Raw genomic sequence first — 23,977 nt, 5'->3', positions numbered from 1 at the left:
AGGGGCGCGCCCCGATCATGACGCACCTCGTCCAAGCCTTCCGCGCTTTCGGGGCCTTCCGCGCTTTCGGGCGCCGGGTCCGAGCCGCCGCCATCACGCCTGCCGCGCTGTCGCCGGGGGCGTTTTCGCGCCCGGGGGGCGGCCATGCGCCGGATCTCGCCGGGCCCTTCCGTCGGGGCCGGGGCCGGGGCGCCGGCGCGGCGCTGCTGTCGCTGGGCCTCGCCGCGGCGCCGGCGCTGGCTCCGGGATTCGGGGCGGGCATGGGCGCGGCCCTGCTGCTCGCCCCCGCGCCCGCGGCGGCCGAGGCGCCGAGCCGCGCCGCCCCTCCGCCGCCGCGCCCCAGCCCCGGCGCCGCGCGGCCCGCGGCCATGCAGGCCTCGCTCGCCATCGTCTCGAAGCCCACCACGGCCAAGGAGGCCTCCGCGGTCGCCGGCGGCCGCTCGCCCCGCGCCGAGGCCCCCGCCCGCGCGCTGGAGATCGCGGCCCCCGTCGCCGCCTCCGCCCGCCTGACCGGGCGCATCGGCTTCGCGCTCATGGACCTCGAAACCGGCGAGCTTCTGGAGACCCGCGAGGGCGACGGCGCCTTCCCCCCGGCCTCCGTCGCCAAGCTGTTCTCCGCCGCCTACGCGCTGGAGACGCTGGGGCCCGAGCACCGGTTCGAGACCCGGATCCAGGCCTCCGCCGCCCCCGTCAACGGCCGGGTCGCGGGCGACCTCGCGCTGGTCGGCGCGGGGGATCCGGAGCTTGACACCGACGCGCTGGCCGAACTCGCCGCCCAGGCCCGCGCAAGGGGGCTCCAGCAGGTGTCCGGCCGCTTCGTGGCCGACGTCTCGGGCTGGCCCTCGATCCCCTATATCGACCCCGAACAGCCGGAGGAGGCGTCCTACAACCCCTCCGTCTCGGCGCTGAACCTGGATTTCAACCGCGTGCTCTTCGCGTGGGAGCGCGGGACGGGCGGCTATGAGCTGAGCATGGAGGCCCGCGGCGCCCGGTCCCGCACCGCCGCGCAGCGGGTGGCGATCGGGCTCGGCGCGCCCGCGCGGGGCGCGTTCGAGCGGCGCGACGAGCCGGCGCGGGAGGTCTGGACCGTCGCCTCCGGGGCGCTGGGCAAGGACGGCCAGCGCTGGCTGCCGGTGCGCCGGCCCGCGCTGCACGCGGCGGAGGTGTTCCGCAGCTTCGCCGCCGGCGCCGGGCTGGACCTGCCGGCGCCCGAGACCGACGCCGCCCCCGGCGGCGGCGTCACCCTCGCCCTGCGCCGGAGCCGGGAGCTCGCGCCCATCGTGCAGGACATGCTGAAATACTCGACCAACCTGACCGCCGAGGCGGTGGGCCTGGGCGCCACCGCATCGCGTGTCGGCCCGGCCCGCGACCTGGCCGAGAGCGGGGCCGCCATGTCGCGCTGGGCCCGGTCGCGGGCCGCGGCGGGGGCGGGGCTTTCGTCGCCGCCGCCCGCCGCGCCCGAAGCGCCGCTGCGGGTCGCGAGCGCGAGCGCGGGCGCGGGCGCGGGGCCGGCCACCGGCATGGGCGGCTCCGGCGCCGGGCTGGCCTTGGCCGGGCCGGGGTCCGCGCGTCCGGCGCTGTCGGCGGGGATCGCCGCGACCATGTTGGCCCGGGGCGCCGCCGCGGGGCCGGCGCGGGTCGCGGGCCCGGTCTCGGCCGCGGGGCTTTCGAAGACGCCCGACGCCGCCGGGCCCGCGTCGGGGATCGCGCTCGACCTGCGCAACCATTCGGGCCTGTCGGAGGACAGCCGGGTCAGCCCCGTCGCCACCGCCGCGTTCCTGCGGGCGGTGGAGCGGTTCGGCGACGGCCGCGCGCGCGCCGGCGCGCTGCGTCCGCTGATCAAGGAATACCGGCTCGACCCGCGCAAGGGCGAGACCAAGGTCCCGGCCTCCGCCTCGGCCGTGGCCAAGACCGGCACCATGTATTTCGTGCGGGGGCTGGCGGGCTACATCGACGCCGCCTCGGGGCGGAAACTGGCCTTCGCCATTTTCTCGGAAGACCTGGCCCGGCGCGACAGTCTCGCCGACACCAACGATTCCGGCCCCTCGCGCGGCTGGCTCGGCCGGGCGCGGGAGATGGAGCGCAAGATGGTCCGGGGCTGGGCGGCGGCCTACTGACCCGCCGGCCTATCCACCGGATGATCCGCCCGCTTGTCTTCTGGGCGGCGTCCTCGGCCGCGGGAGACGGCGCCCCTCGGCGCCCCCTCGCAGGGCCGGCCCGGCGCCGCGCCGCCACTCGCGGGCGGGTCGAGGGCCGGCTTCCGCCCCCCGAAACCGCGCCCGACCGGGACGTTTCCGCGGATCAGAGCTCGACGCTCTCCGCCGGCTCTTCGGGGATGCGCTGGTGGCGGGCGCGGGCGCCGCGCTCGATCGCCGCCGCGGCCAGACGACCGACGCCCAGCTCGTGGCGCAGCATCTCCAGCCAGCGCAGCTCGGTCATCTTCACCGTGCCGTCCGCCGCCGCCAGATCGCAGGCGAAGGCGTAGGCGGTTTCGTTCAGCGCGCGGGGCAGGGCCTCGATGATCATGCCCAGGATGGCGTCCAGCCCGTCATCCTCCGACAGCATGTCGAACACGGTCCGCGTCACATAGGCCAGCCGATCCTTGTCGTAGCCCGCGAAGGCGGGCAGGGCCGCCACCGTGCGCTCGATCGACAGCAGCTCGTTCGAGCTGATCCGCTCATCGGCGGCGGAGGTGGTCACCATGGTCGCGACAAGCGCGTCCTGGGGCGTGAACAGGGACATGGGAGCCTCGTGCGAGATGGTCGTTGGGCGCGCCCGGAGGCCGGGCGCCGCGGCGCGTCGCACGGAACATAGGGCGCGCCCCCCGGCCCCGGCAAGGCGCGGAGGCTGCGGCGCGCGCGCTCTCCCCCCCCGGGGCATGGGGCCGGGGGACGCCGCCGGGGGCGGGTCCGCGCGGGGGGGCCGGTTTCGCCGCCCGCTCACCCCGCCGCCCCCACCGCCCGCTGCGCCCCCTGCGCGCAACGCGCAGTTGACGGGCGGGGCGGGGCGGCCGTATGGGGGGCGCCTGCGAAATCCCGTTTCTTTCTCGAAGGACCGTCATCATGTCCGAGCTGCGCGCCGCCGCCCTCGCCTCCAAGGCCTGGCCGTTCGAAGAGGCGCGCAAACTCGTCAAACGGTTCGAGAAAAAGGCGCCCGAAAAGGGCTATGTCCTGTTCGAGACCGGCTACGGCCCCTCGGGCCTGCCGCATATCGGCACCTTCGGGGAGGTCGCCCGCACCACCATGGTGCGCCGGGCGTTCGAGGCGATCTCCGACATCCCGACCCGCCTGCTGTGCTTCTCCGACGACATGGACGGCCTGCGCAAGGCGCCGACCAACGTGCCCAACCGCGAGATGCTGGAAGAGGATCTCAACCTGCCCCTGACCCGGGTGCGGGATCCGTTCGGCACGCATCCCAGCTTCGGCGCGCATAACAACGCCCGCCTGCGCGCGTTTCTGGACGATTTCGGCTTCGACTACGAATTCGCCTCCTCCACCGACTATTACCGCGAGGGGCGCTTCGACGCGGCCCTGCTGCAGATCCTCGAGCGGTTCGACAAGGTGATGGAGGTGATGCTCCCCTCCCTGCGGGCCGAACGGCAGGCGACCTATTCGCCCTTCCTGCCGGTGTCGCCGAAGACCGGCCACGTCCTCCAGGTCCCGACGCTGGAGCGCAACGTGGAGAAGGGGACGATCGTCTATGAGGAGCCCGATGGCGAGCGGGTGGAGATCCCGGTCACCGGGGGCGCCTGCAAGCTGCAGTGGAAGCCCGACTGGGCGATGCGCTGGATGGCGCTGGGCGTCGACTACGAGATGCACGGCAAGGACCTGATCCCCTCGGCCGCGCTGGGGCTGAAGATCTGCAAGGCGGTCGGCGGGCCGGCGCCGGAGCTTTACGGCTATGAGCTGTTCCTCGACGGCGAGGGGCAGAAGATCTCCAAGTCCAAGGGCAACGGGCTGTCGATCGAGGAATGGCTGGCCTACGCCTCGCCCGAGAGCCTGTCGCTGTTCATGTTCCAGAAGCCCAAGACCGCCAAGCGCCTGCACTGGGACGTGATCCCCAAGACGGTGGAGGAATACCACCAGCACCTGCGCGCCTATCCGGACCAGGAGCTGTCGGGGCAGGTGTCGAACCCGGCCTGGCATATCCATCACGGGCGGCCGCCGGCGGACGACATGGTGGTGGGCTTCCCGCTGCTGCTGAACCTCGCCTCGGTGTCGGGGGCGGAGGACCGCGAGGTGCTCTGGGGCTTCATCCGCCGCTATGCGCCGGAAGCCGCGCCGGAGACGCATCCCGGACTGGACGCGGCGGTGGGCCGGGCGGTGGCCTACTACCACGACAAGGTGAAGCCCTCGAAGGTGTTCCGTGAGGCGGATGCGCGGGAGCGGGCGGCGCTGGCCGACCTCGCCGCGCGGCTGCGGGGCTGGGAGGGCGAGGCCGATGCGGCGGAGTTGCAGAACCTGGTGTTCGAGATCGGCAAGGGCCACGGGTTCGAGCCGCTGCGCGACTGGTTCAAGGCGCTTTACGAGGTGCTTCTGGGCGCGAGCCAGGGCCCGCGTTTCGGCGGTTTCGTGGCGCTTTATGGCGTGACGGAGACGGCGGACCTGATCGACCGCGCGCTGGCCGGGGAATTGCTGGCGGCCGCCTGAGCCGCCCGTCCCGTCCCCGGTTTCGGGGGCGCGGGCCGATCCCGAAGACCCTGCGCGGCCCGCCCCCTTCAGGCGGGCCGTTTGCGTTTCGGGGGAGGCCGGGTGAGCCTGGGGGGCCTCGCCTGGGCCCGCAGGGGGGGCGGCTGATCGAGATGCGCGCTTGAGGACGGTGACGGCCGGGCCGCGGACCGCTCGGACATGGGACCGGCGGCCGTGAAAAGCCCGAGCGGCTGTCTTCATGCGGACAGCCCGTGCCGGTCCCCTGGGGCGCATCTTCGCTTCAAGGCGGGGATCATGCTGTTCTCGACTTGGCGTTTCGACCAGGTGGCGGATCCTCAAGGCAAGGCAAGGCAAGGCAAGGCAAGGCAAGGCAAGGCAAGGCAAGGCAAGGCAAGGCAAGGCAAGGCAAGGCAAGGCAAGGCAAGGCAAGGCGAGCCGGGGCGGGGCGAGCCGGGGCGGGGCGGGGCAGGCGGCCAGCGAGCAAGGCAAGCTGGGGCCGGCGACAGCGGGCGGGGCCGGCGACTGCGCGAATCGGAGCGACGAGCCCTCTTGCGCCACGGACCTGAGCGCGGTCTGCCGCCTCGCGGCCTCGCGGCCTCGCGGCCTCGCGGCCTCGCGGCCTCGCGGCCTCGCGGCCTCGCGGCCTCGCGGCCTCGCCGCCTCGCCGCCCGGAATGTCGATACGTTCGGCGCGCAGCCGTCGTTGGCCGGGCCCGGGCGGGACGCCCCATCCCGGCATCGCCAGGGCCGAGGGCGCCGCGGCGCAGGCCTTCAGAAATTCCGCCAGACTCCGATGCGCAGGTTCACGCCCTCCTCCATCCGTCGGCCGATCAGCGGGGTCGCCATCCGGAAGGCGATGCGGGCGCCGGGGCGGAACTCATGCGCCACGGTGGCGGTGAGACGCAGCACCTCCCAGTCCTCCGAGGCGCGGTCGCCGCGCATGTCCGCCTCCAGCGCCGTCATCGCCATGGTGTCGCGGGTCAGGTGCAGCCCCGCCGCGGCCACGGCCAGCGCCCGGTCCGAGTCGCCCCCGGTCTCCCGCCGCCAGCCCAGCGAGCCCTCGACCCATGCCCCTTCCAGCGGACCGCCGAAGCCGCGGCCGTAGAGGACCCGCGCGGCGCTGTCCGGGCGATCGTCGATCTCGGCCTTGCCGATGCCGCCCCCGAACTCCACCTGCACGGCCGCCACGTCGCCTTTCGCCCCCTCCCAGATACGCTGGCGCAGGAAGCCTTCGACCCGGCCCGAGAAGGCTTCGTCATGCCAGGTCTGCTGCTGATTGACGTTGAAGCCGACGGTCACCGCCTCCGCCCAACCATGCTCGTAATAAAGGTCGCGGCGAAAGCCGGTGCGTCCGTCCGGGTCCATGCCGTTGCTGATGGAGGTGAAGGAGGCGCCTTCCCGCGCCGTCCACGCCCCCGCCGCCGCGCCGCCGGGCATGACCGCAAGAAAGGCGGCGAGGCCCGCAGCCAAGGCCCAGGCCGCGAACCATGCCGTGAACCAGGCTGAAAACGGCGCCCGCCGCAGGGCGAGGCGGGCGCCGAGGGGCTGCACCCGAGGGAATCGCATGGCTGGTCTCCGCCTTCTGCCGAGGACCGGGCCATGGTGTCCAAATATGGTTAAGCGTTGGTTTCCAGCCGGGCCGGTTCAGGCGTTTCCGGCCCGGGGCGCGCGCCGCTCCAGCGCCCCGAAGGCGGCCATGCCGACCAGCATCGCGGCGACGAACACCGCCATGCCGCCGCCGCCGATCCCCAGCGCCGTCAGCGCCGGCCCCGGGCAGATCCCGGCCAGCCCCCAGCCGATCCCGAACAGCGCCGAGCCGCCGATCAGACGCGCGTCGATCACCTGCCGCGCCGGCCCGGGCATCGCGCCGCCGCAGACCGCCTCCGGCCGTTTGCGAGCCAGGGCCCAGGCCGTGGCGCTGACCGCCATGGCGCCGGCCATGACGAAGGCCAGCGTCGGGTCCCAGACCCCCTCCGCCATCGCGCCGACATCAAGAAAAGCCAGCACCCGCGCGGGGTTGGCCATGTCCGAAACCAGCAGCCCCAGCCCGAAGACCAGACCCGCCGCCAAAGCCGCGATCATCCGCATGGCGTCGCTCCTCACCAGACCTGGACCAGCGCCACGGTCGCCACCGCGGTCGCCATGAACGTGGCCATCGCCACGATCGAGCGGCGCGACAGCCGCGCCGACCCGCAGACCCCGTGCCCCGAGGTGCAGCCCGAGCCCAGCCGCGCGCCGAAGCCCACCAGCAGCCCCGCGACCACCAGGGCCGGGCCGCCGGCGACGAGCTCGATCGCGATCTCTCCGCCCAGCAGCGCGAAGATCGCCGGCGAGACCAGCAGGCCCAGCACGAAAAGCGCGTTCTCCGCCGTCACGAGCCGGGCGCCGGCGCCGCCCAGCACGCGGTCCACCAGCCCGCCGGCGATGCCGCTGACGCCCGCGATGCGGCCGTTGGCCAGCAGCAGCAGGCCCGCCGAGGCGCCGATCATCGCGCCGCCCAGCAATCCGTTGATCCAGTCCGGCGACATCGCCACGTCTCCACAAATTCGATATTCAGAATATATACGGGCAGGCCCGGCGCATCGCAAGCTTGCCGTGACGTGATTTCGCTCCATTCTAAATCGAAGCGCCGTCGCGCAGGAGGCCGAGATGACCGACCCCGTTCCCGATCAGATCCCCGACCGGATCCCCGAAGCGCCCGCCGGAGCGCTCGCCGGTCCGGGCGTCGCCCGCAGCCCGAGCCGACGGCAGGCCCTGCGCGGGCTCGGCGCCGCGCTGCTGACGGCGGCCGCGGGCGTCGCCGTCACGCTCCCCGCCTCACGGGCGCCGGCCCAGGAGATCGCGGCCGCCGCGCGCATCCGCGAGGCCATCGACCGCCAGTTCGACGCCTTCCGGGCCGAGGACCTGCCCCGCGCCTTCGGCTACGCCTCGCCCAATATCCGGCGGATGTTCGGGTCTCCCGAGAACTTCGGGCGCATGGTGCGCGAGGCCTATCCGATGGTCTGGCGCCCCGGCGGATACGCCTTCGCGCGGCTGGACCGCATCGGCGACGGCTACCGGCAGGCGGTGGTGATCACCGCGGCGGACGGGACCACCTATGTCGCCGATTACGACATGATTCGCATCGACGGCGCCTGGCGGATCGACGGGGTGCGCCTGCGCCAGGCGCCCGAGGCCGGCGCCTGAGGCGAACGGTCCGGGGCGCGCGCCCCGGACCGCGGGGTCAAAGGACGAAATCGTCCGAGGTCATCACCACGCTGTTGAGCAGGCGCAGCTCGAAATCCGCCGCGCCGTCGCCGTTCACGTCGCCTTCGATCAGGTCGCCGTTCTGGCGCAGCTCTCCTGCGGTCTCCGAAAAATCCCCGGCTCCGATGAAGGCGAAGGCCTGGTCGCCGCGCGCGATGGCGTCGGCGTCGATGCCCGACAGGTCGATCAGGTCGCCGCCGCGGCCGAAGTCGACGATCCTGTCGCCCTTGCCGTCGCGCCCCGCATGGCGCAGGGCCTCGAAGACGAACATGTCGTCGCCGCGCCCGCCGATCAGCTTGTCCCGGTGCAGCCCGCCGACCAGCACGTCGTCGCCGCCGCCGCCGTTGAGCTTGTCCTTGCCCCGGCCGCCTTTCAGCAGATCCTCCCCCCGCGCGCCGACCAGCTTGTCGCGGCCGCCGAAGCCCAGCAGGTCCTCGTCCAGCCGCGAGCCCTTGAGCACGTCGCGCCCCCGGCCGCCGGTCAGCACCTCCTGCGGGGCGCCGCGGGCGTTCTCGATCAGGGCCGAGACCGCCTCCGTGCCGATGGCCACGGCGTCGTCCGAGCCCTCGGCCGGCGTGACCTCGGAGATGACGAAGGCGAAGCGCTCGTCATCCTCGCGGACGTCGTCGAGCACGGCCGAGATCTCGACCTCGATCACGTCGGGGCCGCCGGCCTCGAACGTCTCCACTCCGGTCAGCGCCGATACGTCGCCGGCGCCGAAGCCCTCGCCGCCTTCCAGCGTCCAGGTGACGGAGATGGCGACGTCGGAGGCGCCGGTGCGGACCAGCGCGAAGGTCAGGCTCTCGCCCTCGGTCACCGGGCCGCCGAGGCCGGCGGCGTAGACCAGCGCGTCGGCGGGTTCGACCCCGTCGATCTGGGGGAAGACGCCGGCCACCGAGGCGCCGGCGAAAAAGGCCTGCCCGTCGGCGCCCGCATCGCCGTCGGCGCCGGCCCGGCCGTTGGCGCCGTTGTCGGCGAAGGTTCCCCCGGCGCCGCCGGCCCCGCCTTCGCCGCCGCGCCCGCGGGACCCGCCCTCGCCCTCGTCGCCGGCCGCGCCCGCGGCCGCGTCCATGCCGCCGCCGATGGCGAGACCGGAGACGTCGAGATCATCCGCCTCGCCGGTGAAGTAGATCCCGGCGATGGCGTAGCCGCCGGCGCCGCTGTCGCCGCCGTCGCCTCCGTCCCCGCCCAGACCGCCGTCGCCCCCGTCGCCGCCATCGCCGCCGGCGATGTTGGACTGGCCGCCGCCCGCGCCCCCGGCGCCGCCGTCGCCCCCCGCGCCGCCCTCGCCGCCGTTCCCGCCGTCGCCGGCGATCAGCCGCACGGAGTCGTCGATGCCGCTGTCGGTCGCCGAAAGCGCGCCGTTGGCCACGATCACCGCCACGTTGTTGCCGGTTCCGCCATCGCCGCCGTCGCCGCCGTGCCCGCCATTGCGCCCGTCGGCGCCGTCGCCATCCGCGCGGGGGCGGGCGTTGCGGTCCTGGCCGTCGCCGCCGTCGCCGCCATCGCCGGCATCCACGCCCAGGATGGCGGCGTCGGAGATCCGCACGCCGTCCAGAGCCAAGTCTCCGGCCGCCTTGATCAGGCCGAGGAACCGGCCTCCGTCGCCCTCGGCGCCGGCCCGGCCGCGGGCGCCGTTCACGTCCGCGCCATCGGCCCCGTCCCGGCCGTCCGCCACGTCCGGGGCGACCACCGTCACGTCCTCGAAGGCGATGTCGCGCAGGGTCAGCGCGGCGTCGCCGGCGGCGCCGATCATGAAGGCGCCCTCGACCTCCCCGGTCAGGGTGACGTCGCCGATGCCATCGCCGTCCGCGTCGCCGTCGATCACCAGGTTCGGGGCGTTCAGGAACAGGCCTTCGTCGAAGATCTCGACCCGGTCCACGCCGTCGGCGAAGAGAATGCGCTGGCGCTGTGCGGAGTCGGCCGCGTTGATCTGCGCGAAGGCCTCGCGCAGGGACAGGCGGTTGTCGGTGTCGTCGACAACGTCCTCGCCGGTGGTGACGATGAAATCGGCCATGTCGCCGGTGCTCCCGATTGATCCTGGCGGAGCCGGCTCCGCCGAAAACAGGCGCCCGTGCGCGCCCCCCTGATCCCTCGGATTATCGGCGTCCGGCCCGCGCGAACAAGGCCGATCGTCACGGCCGCGGCCGCCGGGGCCGCCGAGGCGACGCAGCGTTACATTTAGGACTCGTTCGCGCGGCCGGGCCCGCGCCCGCGCAACCGGCTCACACCTCGCCGCGGTGGAGCATGGTCGGGATCACCAGTTCCTCCTCGTCGAAGAGATGGCGGACCAGCAGCCGGTCCATGCGGGTCAGCTCGGCCCCGATATCGGCCATCGGTCGCTTGGGGTCGGCGGGGGCCGCCTGCAACGCGCGCAGGGCCGCCGTCGCGCCGTCCTGGAAGCGGTCCAGCGCGTCGTGGATGGTGTGGTGATCCCGGTCGAGGATGTCGAAGCCGCGCTTCAGGCCGGGCTCCATCCGCACCAGGGCGGGGAAGTAGTGGATGTCCTCGATATGGTGATGTTCATGCAGCTGGTTGAGGAAGAAGCCGGCGATGCGGCCGAAGTCATGGCTCCAGGCTTCGGGGGGGCGGGCGCCGTCCAGCGCCTCGTCGGTCAGCCGCTGCATGACGCTCATCGCCTCGCGGAACATGGCGTGACGGTCGAGGTAGAACCTGGTGACGGGGCCGAAATTGGGATGGTCGCCCCAGATCCGCCGCGGATACGCGCCGAGCAGGTAGCGCAGGTCCTCGGGCAAGCCGGGACGGGTGGCGAGGCCGGTGTCGCCGCCGGGCCCGGTTTCGGGACCGGGGTCGGCTCCGGGGTCGGGTGTGTCGACGGGCTCGTCAGTCATCGCGGAACGGCATGGGGGCGACTTTCGGACAGGCGCGGCGCGCAGGCGGGCAGCCTGCGAAGCCTATCGGCTCGGGGGGGCGCGGCCAAGGACACGGATTGTTCCTGAAATGGAGAAGATGCGCCGTATCGCGCCGGATGCGATTCCGGAAACCTCGCTCAAAAAAGGCGAAACGTTGCTCCGGAGCGTTAATGTTACGGTGAGGTTCATCCGCCGCCCCCTAGCCTTGGGGCTGGCGGCTTGGTCGGCCGCTCGGTCGGGGGCCTGTGCGTATCTCCCCGGTCCGCCCGCGTATCAGTATCGGATCCGACCATGGCTTGTGTTCTTTTAGGCGTCTTATCCGGCCTCGTCGCGGTCATATTGGCGTTCGCGCTCGAGGCCGGCCTGGCCATCGCGGCGATGAGCTATGTCGCGGGCGGCGGCGCGGCGACGCTCAGCGTGGCCCTCGCGCGGCGCGGGTCGCTGGTCGGCGCCCAGGGCCGGACCTGCACGCGCGCGGAATGAGCGTTTCGCGATGAGGCCGACGGGCTGATCCGGGCGCGCGTCGCGCCGAGCCGCCGCCGGGGCGCCGTCGCCCCGCATGAAAGTCGCCCCGCATGAAAACGGCGCGCCCGGAAACCCGGGCGCGCCGTTTTCATGCCTGACCCTCGCCGAACCGACCCTCGCCGAACCTTGACGCGCCCGGACCGAGGCGGGGGGGCCGCGAAGCCCCCGCCGCGCCGGTCCGGATGCGGGCCCGGATCAGTTCTTGGCCTTGTCCACCATGCGGTTGGCGGCGATCCAGGGCATCATGCCGCGCAGCTTGGCGCCGACTTCCTCGATCTGGTGGGCGTCGTTGTTGCGGCGGATCGCCTTGAACATCGGCGCGCCGGCCTTGTACTCGCGCATCCACTCGGAGACGAACGCGCCGTCCTGAATGTCGGTGAGCACTTTCTTCATGCGGGCCTTGGTCTCCTCACGCGGGAGGATCTGCGGGCCCGAGTGGTATTCGCCGAACTCCGCGGTGTTGGAGATCGAGTAGTTCATGTTGGCGATGCCGCCTTCGTAGATCAGGTCCACGATCAGCTTCACTTCGTGCAGGCACTCGAAATACGCCATCTCGGGGGCGTAGCCGGCCTCGACCAGCGTCTCGAAGCCCATGCGGATCAGCTCGACGATGCCGCCGCACAGCACCGCCTGCTCACCGAACAGGTCGGTCTCGCACTCTTCCTTGAAGTCGGTCTCGATGATGCCCGAGCGGCCGCCGCCGATGCCCGAGCAATAGGACAGGCCGATCTCCAGCGCGCGGCCGGAGGCGTTCTGGTGAACGGCCACCAGGCAGGGCACGCCGCCGCCCTTGGTGAACTCGCCGCGCACGGTGTGGCCGGGGCCCTTGGGGGCCATCATGATCACGTCCACGCCGGGCTTCGGCTCGATCAGGCCGAAATGCACGTTCAGACCATGGGCGAAGGCGATGGCGGCCCCGTCCTTCAGGTTGTCGTGGATGTATTTGTAGTAGGTCTCGGCCTGCAGCTCGTCGGGCATGGCCATCATGATGACGTCGGCCCACTTGGCGGCCTCGTCGATGGACTTCACCGCGAGGCCCTCGGCCTCGGCCTTGGCGGCGGAGGCGGAGCCGGGGCGCAGCGCGACGGCGATGTTCTTGGCGCCGGAATCCTTCAGGTTGAGGATATGCGCGTGGCCCTGGGAGCCGTAGCCGACCACGGCCACGTTCAGGTCCTTGATCAGGTTGATGTCGCAATCGCGATCATAATAGACGCGCATGGGTCTCCCCCTCGCTTTTCGGGCTTTGATTTCCGTTCGCTGCGTGCGGGCGCGTCCCGCCGCAATTTCCGTGCGCGGCGTAGACGAGGGGCGACGCTTTGTCCAGCCGCGACGGGCCGGGAAGGGCGGGATCGGCGCAGTTTGGCGCTGGCGGGCGGGCGGAGCACGCGGCGGGGCGCCGTCAGATCAGCGTCGCCAGGAAGCCGTCCCCGGCGATCGGGTCCCCGACCGCCTCCGCGGGGGCGAAGGCCTCGGGCGCGACGCCCTCGACCACCGCCATGCCCGCGCCGAGCGCGAAGACCGAGCCGCGCCCGTCGGCGGAGGCCGTGGGCGCGGCCGCGGCCGCGGTCGCGACGCGCAGCAGCAGCGCGTCGCCGGGGCCGAAATCCGTGACCGTATCCGCGCCCGGATCGCCGGCGCGGAACTGGAAGATGTCGGCGCCCGCGCCGCCGGTCAGAACATCGTCGCCGGGCCCGCCTTCCAGCCGGTCGTCGCCGGCGCCGCCGTCCAGCGCGTCGTTCCCGGTCCCGCCGCGCAGCCGGTCCGCGCCGTCGCCGCCCTGAAGCAGGTCGTCGCCCGGTCCGCTGGACAGCCGGTCGTCGCCGGAGAGCGCCGCGTCCTCCGCGCTTCCGCCGCCATGGAGCCGGTCCGGGCCGCGCCCGCCGAACAGGGCGTCGTCGCCCGCGCCCCCGAACAGGGCGTCCGCGCCGCGGCCCCCGCGAAGCTGGTCGGCGTCGTCTTCCCCATGCAGGGAATCGCTTCCGCCGCCGCCCTTGATGCGGTCGTCGCCCGGCCCGCCGAAAAAACGGTCGTCGCGGGCGCCGCCGGTCATGCGGTCGTCGCGGGCGGTGGCGACCACGGTCTCCGCCCCCCGGACGGTCTGCCGGTCGCCGCCGAGCCGCGCCACGCCGTCGGCATAGCGCAGGGCGGGGCCGTCGAACCCGGCATAGGTCAGCACATCGTCCTCGCCCCGTCCCATCCGGATACGGTCGGCGCCTGCCGAACCCTGCACGATGTCGTCGCCCCCTCCGGTGCGGATGCGGTCGCCCAATCGCCCGCCCGCGGCCACGTCGCTCTCGCCGCCGCCACGGAAGCTCTGGGCCCGGCCGTCGAAAAGAGCGGAGGAGATGGCCCCCGCGATGTCGTCATGAGGGCCGAGTTGCGCGTCGTCGAGCAGCGCCTGCAACCCGTCCGGGCTGATCGCGAAGCCGGTGATCCGCGCGTCGCCCGGCCCGGTGGGGGCCTGCGTCGGGCTCCGCGACAGATGGATGGCGTCGATGGGCGCGGCGCCGGTGAAGCCGCCGATCCGCCAGAGGATGCCCGGGGACTCGACGCGCAGGGTCGTCCCCATGGGGTCGGAGAGGGGAAAGCGCTGAAAGCTGGCCGCGTATCCCAGGGAGTCGCCATGCCAGAGCCAGGCGGAGGCCAGTCGCTCCGACACCAGCTGCTGGACCGGGCTGTCCAGCGGCGCGAAGACCTGGAACCTGAGACGGGACGGAGGCATGGCAGCGCGCCTTTCGAGCAGGGGCAGGGCGCCCGACCGGACGATGGCCCGCCCGTAGGCCGGACCGTCGGCCCGCCCGTTGGCCGGACGGTCGGACGGACCGTCCGCCCCGAAACCTCCCCGGCCCCTCGATGCCGCGGGCGGACCCTAGGGCGGCGACGGGGGCCGGGCAATCGGCGCTTGATTAGGGTTTTAGGGTTTTAGGGGCTCGGGGCCGCGGGGCCGCGGGGCGCGCCGAGCGGCGGCGAATCGGCCCTCCGCGCTCCCCGCGCAGCCGTGACGCTGCACCGCCTTGCGCGCGGGCGCGCGCAACCGTACTTCCAGCCGGAAACAAGACCGAGCCAGAAAGACCACGCCCCCGGAGGAGCCCCCGCATGATCGGCCGCCTGAACCATGTCGCCATCGCCGTGCCCGACCTCGAGGCCGCCTGCGCGCAATACCGCACCGCGCTGGGCGCCGATGTCGGCGCGCCGCAGGATGAGCCCGATCACGGCGTGACCGTGGTCTTCATCGAACTGCCCAACACCAAGATCGAACTGCTCTACCCGCTGGGAGAGAACTCGCCGATCCAGGGCTTTCTCGACAAGAACCCGTCGGGCGGCATCCACCATGTATGCTACGAGGTCGAGGACATCATCGCCGCCCGCGACCATCTGAAGGCCGCCGGCGCCCGGGTGCTGGGCGACGGGGAGCCCAAGATCGGCGCCCATGGCAAGCCGGTGATCTTCCTGCATCCCAAGGACTTCAACGGCACCCTGACGGAGCTTGAACAGGTATGACCATCACCGGCGCGATCGTGCTCTGGGCCGTGATCTGGTTCATGACGCTTTATATCTCGCTGCCCCTCGGCATGCGCAGCCAGGGCGACATGGGCGAGGTGGTGCCGGGGACCCCGGCCTCGGCGCCGGCGAACCTTCGGCTGAAGCGCAAGCTGTGGATCACCACCGCGGTCACCGCGCCGTTGTGGCTGGCGGTGGTGCTGTTCATCGCCTATGGCGGCTACACGCTGGACGAGTTGGACTTCGTGTCCGACATCAAGCCGACCTGGGACGCCGCCCCCGCCGCGCAGTAAGGCGGGGCGGCGCCCTTCGCGGCGGGGCCTTCCGCAGCGGGGCCCTTCGCGGGGGGGCGGGCGAGCGCCGGCGCGAACGGGCGAACGCTCCCGAGCCCGTGATCGCGGCGCGCGGATCGCCGTGCTACCCTAGGGTCAATGTCCACGTCCTGATGGGAGCGCCGCCATGAAGATCCTTCGCCTCGCCGTCGTCTGCGCCGGTATCGCCGCGGCCCTGACCGCCGCGCTTCCGGCCTCCGCCACCGAGGGTTGCAGCTCTCAGAAAAAGCCCGCGCCCACCGTCGGCTCCTGACGCGCTTCCCCCGATCCGGGGGCGGCGCTCAGGGATCATGCGCGCCCCGTCTCCGAGGGGTTGGCGGCGATGCGGTGATACATGTGAGTGAAGCTCGCCACCCCCAGCACCGGGATGGCGAGGCCGATCAGCGGCACCGACAGCCCCAGCGCCATCAGCCCGCCGGCCAGCCAGATCGGGCCGGCATGCCGCTTGCGCAGCGCGCGGGCGGCCCTGGCGCCGATGCGCCGCGCCGCCACCAGCTCGAAATACTGCCGGCCCAGCAGCAGACCGTTGACCGCGAGGAACACGAAGGGCGCCAGCGGTCCGGCGAAGAGGTAGAAGACCAGCCCCACCAGGTTGGCCAGCAGCAGCGCGCCGGCGAAGACCAGGCCGTCGGCCAGCGTCTCTCCCCAGCCCATGCGGCCGGCGGGGGGAAGGTGGGGGAAGTGCCTAGCCTCCACCGCGTCGGCGATGTCCTCCAGGAAGAGGCCGATGAAGACGGCCGCCACCGGGAACATCAGGAACACCGCCCCGATGGCGCCGGCCGTCCAGGCCAGCACGGCGGCCAGCCCGTCCAGGAAGCTCAGGTCCGCCCCGAACAGGGTCAGGTCGGCGTCCGGGATCATCCCCACCAGCCACGACCAGCCGAAGAGCGCGCCGACCAGCAGCGCCAGCGTCAGCGCGACCGAGATGCCGAACACCCGCAGGAAGCGCGGATCGCCGAGCTGGCCGATGGCCTTGAGGAAATCGCCGATCACGTGGTCAGTCCTCGCGCCATTCGGTCTTGGCCTCCAGGTCGGGCCGCGGGCGGTCCTTGGGGGCCACGGTGGGCGTGCCGATATGCAGGAAGCCCGCGACGAATTCATGCGGGGCGAGAGCGAGGCCGGTCTCCAGGAACTCCCGGTCGAAGGCCATCCAGTTGGTCAGCCAGTTGGCCGCCCAGCCCGAGGCCAGCGCGGCGTTGAGCGCGGCGAGGCAGACGGCGCCGGCGGACAGGATCTGCTCGACCTCGGGCACCGAGGCCTCGGCGTTCGGGGCCGCGACCACGCAGAGGGTCACGGGCGCGATCTCGAACGGCTCGGCGGCGCGGTGGAGACGGTCGGGGTCGAGCCCGCGGGCCTCGCCCAGGCGCCGCGTCAGGGCGCCCATGGCGGCGGAGGCGCCGCCCTCCAGCACGATGAAGCGCCAGGGCTCCAGCTTGCCGTGGTCGGGGGATCGGGCGGCGGCGGTGAGGATGGTGCGCAGGGTCTCGCGATCCGGGCCGGGGGCGGCGAGGGTCTTGGCGATGCGCGAGCGGCGCGAGAGCAGGAAGGCGAGCGCCGCCGGATCGGGGGCGATGGTCGGGTCGGGGCGCGTGTCGGCGGCGTCTTGCATGGAGGCTCCGGAGGTCGGGAGGGCGACGGACGGGAGTGGCTGGCGCAGGCGCGCGGGCGGCCCGGTCGGGAATGGCTCAGGGGTCTAGGTCGGTCGGGGCGGGCCGGCTGTCAAGGGCGCGGCGGGGGGCGCGGCGAGGGGCAGGGTGCGGCTAGGGGGGGGCCGGTGACGGCGCGGGCGGCCCTCGCTTCGCTGCGCTTCGCATCGCCCCTCCCGGCCGTCCCCGCCTGCGGGCCCGCGGCGAGGGCGGCGCCCCGACCCGCGAAGCGGGGCGCGGGGCGGCGGGGGCTCGACGCCCCCGCCGCTCCGGTTCCGCTCCGGTTCCGCTCCGGTTCCGCTCCGGTTCCGCTCCGGTTCCGCTCCGGTTCCGCTCCGGTTCCGCTCCGGTTCCGCTCCGGGTCTCGTCCGCTCAGCCGCGGGCCGACAACAGCGGCGCGGTCAGCGCGGAAAGCGCCTGCTTCTGCCCGCCCTGCGCGTCGAAATTCGCCGGGTCCAGCCAGGCCTCGTAGGCCGGCGCCAGCCCCGCCCAGTCGCCATCGGTCATCGCATACCACGCGGTGTCGCGGTTGCGCCCCTTCACCACCACCGCCTGCCGGAACAACCCCTCATACGAAAACCCGTAGCGCAGCGCCGCCGCCCGCGAGGGCGCGTTGAACGCGTCGCATTTCCACTCGTGGCGCCGATAGCCCAGCCCGAACACCCGCCGGGCCAGCAGATACTGCGTCTCGGTCGCCGCCGGGGAGCGCGCCAGGCGCGGCCCGTACCAGATGAAGCCGACCTCGATCGACCCCGCCGCCGGGGTGATGCGCAGCAGCGAGCAGAACCCTTCCGCTCGCCCCGTCGCCGCCGAGCGGATCGCGAAGTAGAGCGGATCCCGGCTCTCCGCCTGGATCTCCAACTGCGCGCGGAACGCGGTTTCGTCCGTGAACGGCCCCACCGGCAGATAGGTCCAGCGCGAGCCGTCGGTCTCGGCCCGCGCCGCGGACCAGAGCTCCGGCCCATGACGCGCGGCGTCGAGCGGCTCCAGCGTCGCCCACCGGCCGGTCAGCGTCTCATGCGGGGGCGGGGGCGGCGGGGTCCAGTCGGGCAGGAGGTCGCCGACCGGCTGGCCGTAGGCGTTGGCGTCGGGCATGGGGGCAAGGTCCGGATGAGAGGCGGCGGATGAGAGGCGGCGGGGGCGTGGGCGCGACGCGCATAAGGCGCGCGCCGCGCCGCCGGGTCAATCGGGCGCGCCCTCCGCTACGGGGCGCCCGCCCCGCGCAGCGGGGCGCGGGGCGGAGGGGGCTCGACGCCCCCGACGGCCCGCCCCCCCTCATGCCAGAATGCGCGACTCCGACCCCATGCTCACGCCCGGGAACACCTCGCGCTCCAGCGCCGGGATCTCCATCCCGAACAGCCCGCGCAGGGTCCAGGCCGCGTGGCGGCGCAGGTCGTCGGTGGGCGCCAGGTCGCGGTCCTGGTAAAGATCCGAGGGCTTCAGCCCCGGCCAGTCCCCGTGCACCTTCGCCCCCGACAGCGCCCCGCCCGCATAGACCATCAGCCCGCCGGTGCCGTGATCGGTGCCGCGGCTGCCGTTCTCCCGCGCCGTGCGGCCGAACTCGGTCACGCACATCACCGCCGTCCGCTCCCAGATCGGGCCGAGCCCGGCCTTCAGCGTCGTGATCGCCTCCGCCAGCTGGCCCAGCGGCTTGCGGATGGTGCGGTCCTGGTCGCGATGGGTGTCGTAGCCGCCCAGCGAGAAGGCGGCGATCCGCGCCTCTCCGCGCAGCATGTCGGCGGACAGCGCGGCGAGGCTCGCCGCATCCACCCGCCGCGCCGCCTCGCCGCCGGCCATGTCGCGCTCGGCGTCCAGCGCGGCGGCCTCCCGCGCGGCGGCGTCGAACAGCGGGTCCTGCGCCGAGATCATGCGGTAGAGGTCCAGCGCCTGCGGGGTCAGCGCCAGGTCGCTGTCCGGCGACCAGCTCAGCGCCGGATTGTCGCCGTCGAGCAGCAGCATGTTCTCCCGCCCCACCGCGATGGCGGTCTGCGCCTTGGCGCCGGGCAGCAGCCCCAGCGCCCGGTTCAGCCAGCCGTCGCGGCCCGAGGTCATGCCCCCGTCGGCCCGCCCGCCGCCGTTCTCCAGCAGGTCCTGGCCGTCGAAATGGCTGCGCTTGTCCCGATAGGGGGTGGAGACGGCGTGCACGAAGCTCAGCTCTCCCGCCCCCCATAGGGGCGCCAGCGGCGACAGCGCCGGATGCATGGCGAAGCGCCCGTCGAGATCGACCGAGCCCTTCTTGCCGGCGGTGGTCAGCGTCGGGCGCATGGCGGCGAGGTCGCGGTCCCCGTAGGGCTCCACCGCCGCCAGCCCGTCCAGCGCGCCGCGCAGCACGATCACCACCAGCCGGTTGTCGCCCGGCGCCGCGGCGAAGGTCACGCGGGTCATCAGCGGGAAGGCCGCCGCCGAGCAGCCCAGCGTCAGGCCGCCGCGAAGCAGGGCGCGTCGGGTGAGGTCCATATCGGTCATCTCCTTGCGCTTCCTTCAGCGGCGGTTGAAATCGGGCGAGGCGAGCAGCAGCGCGAAGCCCTCGCGCTTCTGCGAGGCCGCGGCGATGGCCCAGGCGGTCTTCTCCGACAGGGCGCCGCGCAGGGCGGCGCGGGCCAGGTCGCGCGGGTCCAGCCCGGCATCCGCCATCGCCGCGCCCATCCGCGTCGCCCAGTCCAGCCGCTTGGCCATGGCGCCGGGGGTGATCCAGGCGGCGCCTTCCTCGGGCCAGCCGTCGGGGCCGGGCATGTCGAACAGCCCCTGTCCCATCTGCGCCGCGGCGCCCAGCGTCAGGCCCCGGCCATAGGCGCGTCCGGGGCCGATATCCGCGGGACCCGCGCCGGCGGCGCGCAGGGCGGCGATCACCGCCTCCTGCGGCTGGCGGACCTTGGCGAAGGGCGAGGACCAGGCCAGCGGGTGCGAGACCAGCGCGCGCGACACCGCCGTCAGGTCGCCGTCGCTGTCGCGCCACGCGGCTTCCAGCGCCTTGACCAGCGCCTCGGGCGGCTCGTCGGCCAGGAAATGCCGGGCGAGCTTGTGCGACAGGCGCCTCGCCGTCGCCGGATGCGACGCGATGGCGTCGAGCGCGGCGAGGGTCTGCGCCTCGGACCCGCCCTCCCAGGCGCGGCCAAGCAGTTCGAACCGCCCGGGCTCGGCCCAGGCGCGGCGATACTCGTAGCTCCGCCCCCTGGTCCGCACCGCGAATCCGGTCAGCAGCCGCGCCAGCGCGTCGACATCCGCCTGCCCGTAGGCCGCGCCGACGCCGAGCGTGTGCAGCTCCAGGATCTCGCGGGCGAGATTCTCGTTCAGGCCGAGCTCCCGGCGCTCGGCGGCGCGGGAATTGGGGCCGGCGGACTTGTACTGGTCCAGGTAGATCAGCATCGCCGGATGCCGGACCACGGCCTTGAGCATGTCCGCGAAACGCCCCGCCACATGCGGGCGGATGGCCTGATCCTCGTACCCGGCCACGTAGGGCGCATGGCCGCGGAACTTGATGGCGACCGCGAAATGGTTGCGCCAGAAGCGGGCCATGCGCTCGGCGAAACCGTGCGGCGTGGCGACCGCGCGGCCCATGGAGGCCAGCAGCGCGTCCTCCACCGCGAGGCGCAGCTCGCGCCGCTCCTCCTCCAGCCGGGCGCGCATGTCGTCGCCGACCGCCTTGCCGCGGGTCGCGGCGCGGATGCGGCGGAACTCCATCAGCTCCTTGCGCAGGGCGAGGGTCTCGGCGTCGCCGACCAGCGGCCGCGCGCCGGCCAGCGCCGCGAGCTGGGCGACCATCGCCGCGGGCTCCGCTTCGGGGTTCTGGCCGGGGCGAAAGCCGAGGCCGAAGCGCAGGGCGGCGACGGCGTCACGCGGCGGGGTCATCGGCGGCTCCGGATTGTCGCGGGCATCCGCTGGGAGGATTGTCGCGGGCGTCTTTCGGGGGACGCCGGCACGGGTTGCGAATGATAGGTCATTGGGGTCAGCCTGTGGAGGAAATCAGGCGATTTCACGAGGGAGCGCGCGCGGCCGGTCGGGTCGCCGCCGGGCCGGGAGCATTCCGGGTCCGAGCCAGGGAGGACGGGCATGATCCCGCGAGCGACGATACGACCCCCCCGGATGACCGGGAGGGCGGGCGCATGACCGGCACGGTTCTGATCGCCAACCTCAAGGGCGGCTGCGGCAAGACCGTGCTCGCCACCACGCTGGCCGCCGCGCTGGCGAGGCGGGGGGCCTCGGTCGGGCTCGCCGACGCGGACCGGCAGAAATCGGCGTTGCGCTGGACCAAGCGCCGGCCCGCCGACGCCGCCCCGATCACGGCGCTGGACTGGACCAAGGCCTCGGCGGCGGGGGATCGGCCCAAGGGGCTCGACTGGCTGGTGATCGACGCGCCCGGCGCGCTGCGGGGCGCCAGGGCCGCCGACCTGGTGGCCGAGGCCAGGGCGGTGCTGATCCCGCTGGCGCCCTCCTTCTACGACCTCGACGCGACGCGGCGGTTCCTCAAGGACATCGAGGACCTCAAGCGCATCCGCAAGGGCAAGACCATGGTGCGGCTCGTGGCCAACCGGGTGCGGGCGCGGACCCGGGCGGCGAACGAGCTGGACGCCGCCTTCGCCGAGCTGGGCTCGCCGCCGCTGGCGCGGATCTCGGACCGCTCGGCCTATGGGGATCTAGCGGCGCAGGGCCTGTCGATCTTCGACCGGCCGACCCGGGCGCTGGCGCCGCTGCGCGACCAGTGGACCCCGATCCTCGACGCGTTGACCGGCTGAGCGGGGGCGGGGCGGGATGAGGGCCGGGGGGGCGGCGCCTCCCCCCGGTCTTTCCGCCCGATCCCCCCTCGTGTTTTCTTCGCGTGGCGACGCAGAGACGTGGCGCATGGCAGCATACTGATAAATAAGCGAAAATTCCGGCCTCCGGTGGCCGCCGGCCCCATGAGGTCCGTGGGATTACCCGCTCGGCGCCGTTGAGCCGCCGTTCGCTTGCCTTATTTGGGGTGTCACTGCCCCGAGCGCCCGGACCGCGCCCCCTGCCGTTCTTCTCCCCCAATCCCCAACGTGGGGCCGGGGGGCGGAGAAGGCGGCGGTCGCCGTCCGGCGACAGAACCGAATGACGCGACAGGAGAGCCTACGCATGATCGACACCCTCGCCGTCCCCGCTCGAACCCCCGCCGTCGCCGCTCCGGCCCGTTCGCGCCGTTCGCTGCGCGTCGCCGGCATGGCGATGTGCGCCGCGGCCCTGCTGGCCGGCTGCGCCGAGACCGTGAACGACAACGGCGTCACCCGCCGCCAGGGCACCGGCGCCGCGCTGGGCGCGGGGCTCGGCGCCGCGGCCGGGCTGCTGGTGGGCGGCGACGATCGCCGCAACGCGCTGGTGGGCGCGGGCATCGGCATGCTCGCCGGCGCCGCCGCGGGCACCTACCTGGACAGCCAGGAGCGGCAGCTCCAGAAGGACCTGGAAGGCACCGGCGCCACCGTGACCAATACCGGCGACGCCCTGCTGGTGACGCTGCCCGGCGGCGTGACCTTCCAGACCGACAGCGACAAGGTCACCAACAACTTCAAGCGTCCGCTGAACCGGGTGGCCCGCACGCTCAACAAGTATCCGTCGAGCTATGTGGACGTGATCGGCCACACCGATTCCACCGGCGACGCGTCCTACAACATGCAGCTGTCGCAGCGCCGCGCCCGCTCGGTCGCGGCCGAGCTGATCCAGCGCGGCGTCGCCAACGCCCGCATCGCCACCGCCGGCATGGGCGAGACCCAGCCCGTGGCCAGCAACGAGACCGTCGACGGCCGCGCCGCCAACCGCCGGGTCGAGATCAAGATCGTGCCCGCCACAGAGAGCTGATCGGAGAGCTGATCGGAGGGCTGATCGGGGGGCCTGCCTCCGGTTCGCCCTGACGGATCGTGCAAAGCGCCGCCGACCGGACCCCGGTCGGCGGCGTTCGCGTTGATGCGCGGCGCCTCGGCCTTGCGCCGGGGCCGCCATGAAATACCTCTATCCCCACGCGCCGCCCGCGATCCCGCCGGCAGGCCGAGCAGGAAAGGCCCGCCGATGACCCCGACCGCGCGACCGCTCCGTTTGTCGAAAGCCCGCGCATGAGCGTCGGGCTCGCCTCCGCCGAGGCCGCCGCGGCGACGGCGCCGGGCGACGGCGGAGGGCGCCGCCACCGGCTCGCGATCGAGTTCGGGGCGCTCTATCTCGGCCTGCCGCTGCTGCTCGCCTTCGCCCTGACGCCGAGCATGATGTGGACGGTGCTGATCGGGTCGTCCGTCGCGGGGCTGGTTCTGCTGGCGATCACGCCGGGCTTCCGATGGGCGGAGCTGCTGCGCGGCCCGGCCTTCGGGCCGGGGCGGACGGGCGCGCTGCTGACCGCGGCTTTCGTCGCGGTGACGGCGGCGTTCGCCTTCGGGCTGGTCGCCTGGCTGATGCCTCACGCCATGCTGGGGCTGCCGCGCCGCGCGCCCGATCTGTGGCTGACCATCATGCTGCTCTACCCTTTCCTGTCGGCCCTGCCGCAGGAGATCCTGTTCCGCACCCTGTTCTTCCGCCGCTACGGCGCGCTCTTTCCCGACCGGCGGGTGGCGGTGGCGGTCAACGGCCTGGTCTTCGGGCTCGCGCATCTGTTCCTGTGGAACTGGGTGGCGCTGGCGCTGACCGTCTCGGGCGGGGCGATCTTCGCCATGGCGTGGCTGTCGCGGCCGCGGGGGAACCTGCTCTGGGCCGTGGTGCTGCACGCGCTGGCGGGGATGATCCTGTTCACCTCCGGCCTCGGGCGTTTCTTCTATCATGGCGCGGTGAGCCCGTGACCCGCCGCCGCCATGCCGACTGGGCCGGAGCGCCGGAGACGGACGGGCCCTCCGCGCGGCGGGACGCTTCCGAGCCGCCCGAAGCCGCCCCCGAAGCCCCCCCCGAAGCCCTCCTCGGGGCCGAGCCGCCCGAGGCCGCCGACATCCCGGACGCGCTCGCGCGTCTCGCCGCCGACGACCGGTTCGAGTTCCGGCTGACCGGCGGCCGCGGCTTCATTCTCGACTTCGAGAAGGGGCGCGACGTCATCAACCTCGAAGGGCTCGGCCTGACGCCCTGGGATCTGACCCCCTCGATCCAGGGCCGCGACCTGGCGCTGGCCTTCGAGGGCGGAGAGGTCATCCTCCGCGGCGCCGCCGGGGTCCACCTGGACCAGTGGGATTTCCGCTACTGAGCCGCCCGGCGCCCGTGTTCCGCCCGCGCCCGAAACGCCTG

At 73.5% G+C, this 23,977-nt stretch carries 24 protein-coding genes; 11 read left to right on the top strand and 13 right to left on the bottom strand.

What is annotated here, in order from left to right; translation table 11 throughout:
* The first annotated feature begins 17 nt into the window (after nt 1-17).
* Nucleotides 18-2,117, top strand: coding sequence for a D-alanyl-D-alanine carboxypeptidase (locus BLV24_RS13680; protein WP_092682655.1), 2,100 nt, complete (start codon nt 18-20; stop codon nt 2,115-2,117).
* Between the two features lie 184 nt (nt 2,118-2,301).
* Here the strand turns inward: BLV24_RS13680 and BLV24_RS13675 are convergent, their stop codons facing one another.
* On the bottom strand, nt 2,302-2,742 hold the full coding sequence (locus tag BLV24_RS13675) for a tellurite resistance TerB family protein (protein WP_092682653.1): 441 nt from the start codon (nt 2,740-2,742) through the stop codon (nt 2,302-2,304).
* Nucleotides 2,743-3,062: 320 nt separating this feature from the next.
* On the opposite strand from BLV24_RS13675, the gene BLV24_RS13670 reads away from it, so the two are divergent.
* Nucleotides 3,063-4,649: a lysine--tRNA ligase gene (locus BLV24_RS13670; protein WP_092682651.1), complete on the top strand. Its 1,587-nt coding sequence runs from the start codon at nt 3,063-3,065 to the stop codon at nt 4,647-4,649.
* Between the two features lie 770 nt (nt 4,650-5,419).
* Here the strand turns inward: BLV24_RS13670 and BLV24_RS13660 are convergent.
* From BLV24_RS13660 to BLV24_RS13650, 3 genes are all read right to left on the bottom strand, one after another.
* Nucleotides 5,420-6,214: a hypothetical protein gene (locus BLV24_RS13660; RefSeq protein ID WP_092682647.1), complete on the bottom strand. Its 795-nt coding sequence runs from the start codon at nt 6,212-6,214 to the stop codon at nt 5,420-5,422.
* Between the two features lie 78 nt (nt 6,215-6,292).
* Nucleotides 6,293-6,736, bottom strand: a complete 444-nt coding sequence (locus BLV24_RS13655; RefSeq protein ID WP_092682645.1) for a DUF6691 family protein — start codon at nt 6,734-6,736, stop codon at nt 6,293-6,295.
* A gap of 11 nt (nt 6,737-6,747) precedes the next feature.
* Nucleotides 6,748-7,176: a YeeE/YedE family protein gene (locus BLV24_RS13650; protein WP_176954754.1), complete on the bottom strand. Its 429-nt coding sequence runs from the start codon at nt 7,174-7,176 to the stop codon at nt 6,748-6,750.
* Nucleotides 7,177-7,297: 121 nt separating this feature from the next.
* Between BLV24_RS13650 and BLV24_RS13645 the strand changes: the two genes are divergently transcribed.
* Nucleotides 7,298-7,834, top strand: a complete 537-nt coding sequence (locus tag BLV24_RS13645; protein WP_092682641.1) for a DUF4864 domain-containing protein — start codon at nt 7,298-7,300, stop codon at nt 7,832-7,834.
* A 37-nt stretch (nt 7,835-7,871) separates the two neighbouring features.
* Here BLV24_RS13645 and BLV24_RS13640 read toward each other — a convergent pair whose 3' ends face one another.
* Together BLV24_RS13640 and BLV24_RS13635 are read right to left on the bottom strand one after the other, a co-directional pair.
* A complete protein-coding gene (locus BLV24_RS13640; RefSeq protein ID WP_092682639.1) occupies nt 7,872-9,911 on the bottom strand; it encodes a calcium-binding protein in 2,040 nt (679 codons plus the stop codon).
* Nucleotides 9,912-10,119: 208 nt separating this feature from the next.
* Entirely contained in the window at nt 10,120-10,746 is a 627-nt protein-coding gene (locus BLV24_RS13635) for a hemerythrin domain-containing protein (protein ID WP_092682637.1), read from the bottom strand.
* A gap of 312 nt (nt 10,747-11,058) precedes the next feature.
* Here BLV24_RS13635 and BLV24_RS13630 point away from each other — a divergent pair, with 312 nt between their 5' ends.
* A complete protein-coding gene (locus BLV24_RS13630; protein ID WP_092682635.1) occupies nt 11,059-11,250 on the top strand; it encodes a hypothetical protein in 192 nt (63 codons plus the stop codon).
* A 237-nt stretch (nt 11,251-11,487) separates the two neighbouring features.
* On the opposite strand, the gene ilvC is transcribed toward BLV24_RS13630, so the two are convergent.
* Nucleotides 11,488-12,510, bottom strand: coding sequence for a ketol-acid reductoisomerase (gene ilvC, locus BLV24_RS13625; RefSeq protein WP_092682633.1), 1,023 nt, complete (start codon nt 12,508-12,510; stop codon nt 11,488-11,490).
* A 181-nt stretch (nt 12,511-12,691) separates the two neighbouring features.
* Nucleotides 12,692-14,014, bottom strand: coding sequence for a calcium-binding protein (locus tag BLV24_RS22880; protein ID WP_092682631.1), 1,323 nt, complete (start codon nt 14,012-14,014; stop codon nt 12,692-12,694).
* 374 nt (nt 14,015-14,388) lie between these two features.
* Between BLV24_RS22880 and mce the strand changes: the two genes are divergently transcribed.
* The 3 genes from mce to BLV24_RS22875 all read left to right on the top strand — a co-directional run bounded on the left by mce (nt 14,389) and on the right by BLV24_RS22875 (nt 15,378).
* The gene (mce, locus tag BLV24_RS13615) at nt 14,389-14,793 is read left to right on the top strand and encodes a methylmalonyl-CoA epimerase (protein ID WP_092682629.1); all 405 of its coding nucleotides are present in this window, start codon (nt 14,389-14,391) and stop codon (nt 14,791-14,793) included.
* Entirely contained in the window at nt 14,790-15,086 is a 297-nt protein-coding gene (locus BLV24_RS13610; RefSeq protein WP_092682627.1) for a DUF1467 family protein, read from the top strand. Before mce ends, BLV24_RS13610 begins: the two co-directional genes overlap by 4 nt.
* A 166-nt stretch (nt 15,087-15,252) precedes the next feature.
* On the top strand, nt 15,253-15,378 hold the full coding sequence (locus BLV24_RS22875) for a hypothetical protein (RefSeq protein ID WP_281242924.1): 126 nt from the start codon (nt 15,253-15,255) through the stop codon (nt 15,376-15,378).
* 35 nt (nt 15,379-15,413) lie between these two features.
* Here the strand turns inward: BLV24_RS22875 and BLV24_RS13605 are convergent, their stop codons facing one another.
* The 5 genes from BLV24_RS13605 to BLV24_RS13585 all read right to left on the bottom strand — a co-directional run bounded on the left by BLV24_RS13605 (nt 15,414) and on the right by BLV24_RS13585 (nt 20,620).
* Nucleotides 15,414-16,118, bottom strand: coding sequence for an EI24 domain-containing protein (locus BLV24_RS13605; protein WP_245710563.1), 705 nt, complete (start codon nt 16,116-16,118; stop codon nt 15,414-15,416).
* 4 nt (nt 16,119-16,122) lie between these two features.
* Entirely contained in the window at nt 16,123-16,734 is a 612-nt protein-coding gene (locus tag BLV24_RS13600) for a nitroreductase family protein (RefSeq protein ID WP_092682623.1), read from the bottom strand.
* Between the two features lie 409 nt (nt 16,735-17,143).
* A complete protein-coding gene (locus BLV24_RS13595; protein WP_092682621.1) occupies nt 17,144-17,866 on the bottom strand; it encodes a GNAT family N-acetyltransferase in 723 nt (240 codons plus the stop codon).
* Between the two features lie 180 nt (nt 17,867-18,046).
* A complete protein-coding gene (locus BLV24_RS13590) occupies nt 18,047-19,237 on the bottom strand; it encodes a DUF1501 domain-containing protein (protein ID WP_176954753.1) in 1,191 nt (396 codons plus the stop codon).
* 15 nt (nt 19,238-19,252) lie between these two features.
* The gene (locus BLV24_RS13585) at nt 19,253-20,620 is read right to left on the bottom strand and encodes a DUF1800 domain-containing protein (RefSeq protein WP_092682619.1); all 1,368 of its coding nucleotides are present in this window, start codon (nt 20,618-20,620) and stop codon (nt 19,253-19,255) included.
* Nucleotides 20,621-20,874: 254 nt separating this feature from the next.
* Here BLV24_RS13585 and BLV24_RS13580 point away from each other — a divergent pair, with 254 nt between their 5' ends.
* The 4 genes from BLV24_RS13580 to BLV24_RS13565 all read left to right on the top strand — a co-directional run bounded on the left by BLV24_RS13580 (nt 20,875) and on the right by BLV24_RS13565 (nt 23,936).
* Nucleotides 20,875-21,504: a nucleotide-binding protein gene (locus BLV24_RS13580; RefSeq protein ID WP_092682617.1), complete on the top strand. Its 630-nt coding sequence runs from the start codon at nt 20,875-20,877 to the stop codon at nt 21,502-21,504.
* A gap of 361 nt (nt 21,505-21,865) precedes the next feature.
* Nucleotides 21,866-22,582: a YiaD family glycine zipper/OmpA-like lipoprotein gene (locus BLV24_RS13575; protein WP_143040313.1), complete on the top strand. Its 717-nt coding sequence runs from the start codon at nt 21,866-21,868 to the stop codon at nt 22,580-22,582.
* A 251-nt stretch (nt 22,583-22,833) separates the two neighbouring features.
* Nucleotides 22,834-23,544 (top strand): CPBP family intramembrane glutamic endopeptidase, encoded by a 711-nt coding sequence (locus BLV24_RS13570; RefSeq protein WP_092682615.1) that lies wholly within the window; start codon nt 22,834-22,836, stop codon nt 23,542-23,544.
* A complete protein-coding gene (locus BLV24_RS13565; protein WP_092682613.1) occupies nt 23,541-23,936 on the top strand; it encodes a hypothetical protein in 396 nt (131 codons plus the stop codon). Before BLV24_RS13570 ends, BLV24_RS13565 begins: the two co-directional genes overlap by 4 nt.
* Nucleotides 23,937-23,977 lie beyond the last annotated feature (41 nt).

This window comes from Albimonas donghaensis (assembly GCF_900106695.1).
GTDB classification, from domain to species: Bacteria; Pseudomonadota; Alphaproteobacteria; order Rhodobacterales; family Rhodobacteraceae; genus Albimonas; species Albimonas donghaensis.
This window is presented reverse-complemented; position numbering and strand designations above follow the sequence as displayed.

Bases quoted from the DNA above. Each gene is read 5' to 3' on its own strand.
- BLV24_RS13680 (WP_092682655.1), top strand. From the start codon at position 18: ATGACGCACCTCGTCCAAGCCTTCCGCGCTTTCGGGGCCTTCCGCGCT.
- BLV24_RS13675 (WP_092682653.1), bottom strand. From the start codon at position 2,742: ATGTCCCTGTTCACGCCCCAGGACGCGCTTGTCGCGACCATGGTGACC.
- BLV24_RS13670 (WP_092682651.1), top strand. From the start codon at position 3,063: ATGTCCGAGCTGCGCGCCGCCGCCCTCGCCTCCAAGGCCTGGCCGTTC.
- BLV24_RS13660 (WP_092682647.1), bottom strand. From the start codon at position 6,214: ATGCGATTCCCTCGGGTGCAGCCCCTCGGCGCCCGCCTCGCCCTGCGG.
- BLV24_RS13655 (WP_092682645.1), bottom strand. From the start codon at position 6,736: ATGCGGATGATCGCGGCTTTGGCGGCGGGTCTGGTCTTCGGGCTGGGG.
- BLV24_RS13650 (WP_176954754.1), bottom strand. From the start codon at position 7,176: ATGTCGCCGGACTGGATCAACGGATTGCTGGGCGGCGCGATGATCGGC.
- BLV24_RS13645 (WP_092682641.1), top strand. From the start codon at position 7,298: ATGACCGACCCCGTTCCCGATCAGATCCCCGACCGGATCCCCGAAGCG.
- BLV24_RS13640 (WP_092682639.1), bottom strand. From the start codon at position 9,911: ATGGCCGATTTCATCGTCACCACCGGCGAGGACGTTGTCGACGACACC.
- BLV24_RS13635 (WP_092682637.1), bottom strand. From the start codon at position 10,746: ATGACTGACGAGCCCGTCGACACACCCGACCCCGGAGCCGACCCCGGT.
- BLV24_RS13630 (WP_092682635.1), top strand. From the start codon at position 11,059: ATGGCTTGTGTTCTTTTAGGCGTCTTATCCGGCCTCGTCGCGGTCATA.
- ilvC (WP_092682633.1), bottom strand. From the start codon at position 12,510: ATGCGCGTCTATTATGATCGCGATTGCGACATCAACCTGATCAAGGAC.
- BLV24_RS22880 (WP_092682631.1), bottom strand. From the start codon at position 14,014: ATGCCTCCGTCCCGTCTCAGGTTCCAGGTCTTCGCGCCGCTGGACAGC.
- mce (WP_092682629.1), top strand. From the start codon at position 14,389: ATGATCGGCCGCCTGAACCATGTCGCCATCGCCGTGCCCGACCTCGAG.
- BLV24_RS13610 (WP_092682627.1), top strand. From the start codon at position 14,790: ATGACCATCACCGGCGCGATCGTGCTCTGGGCCGTGATCTGGTTCATG.
- BLV24_RS22875 (WP_281242924.1), top strand. From the start codon at position 15,253: ATGAAGATCCTTCGCCTCGCCGTCGTCTGCGCCGGTATCGCCGCGGCC.
- BLV24_RS13600 (WP_092682623.1), bottom strand. From the start codon at position 16,734: ATGCAAGACGCCGCCGACACGCGCCCCGACCCGACCATCGCCCCCGAT.
- BLV24_RS13595 (WP_092682621.1), bottom strand. From the start codon at position 17,866: ATGCCCGACGCCAACGCCTACGGCCAGCCGGTCGGCGACCTCCTGCCC.
- BLV24_RS13590 (WP_176954753.1), bottom strand. From the start codon at position 19,237: ATGACCGATATGGACCTCACCCGACGCGCCCTGCTTCGCGGCGGCCTG.
- BLV24_RS13585 (WP_092682619.1), bottom strand. From the start codon at position 20,620: ATGACCCCGCCGCGTGACGCCGTCGCCGCCCTGCGCTTCGGCCTCGGC.
- BLV24_RS13580 (WP_092682617.1), top strand. From the start codon at position 20,875: ATGACCGGCACGGTTCTGATCGCCAACCTCAAGGGCGGCTGCGGCAAG.
- BLV24_RS13575 (WP_143040313.1), top strand. From the start codon at position 21,866: ATGATCGACACCCTCGCCGTCCCCGCTCGAACCCCCGCCGTCGCCGCT.
- BLV24_RS13570 (WP_092682615.1), top strand. From the start codon at position 22,834: ATGAGCGTCGGGCTCGCCTCCGCCGAGGCCGCCGCGGCGACGGCGCCG.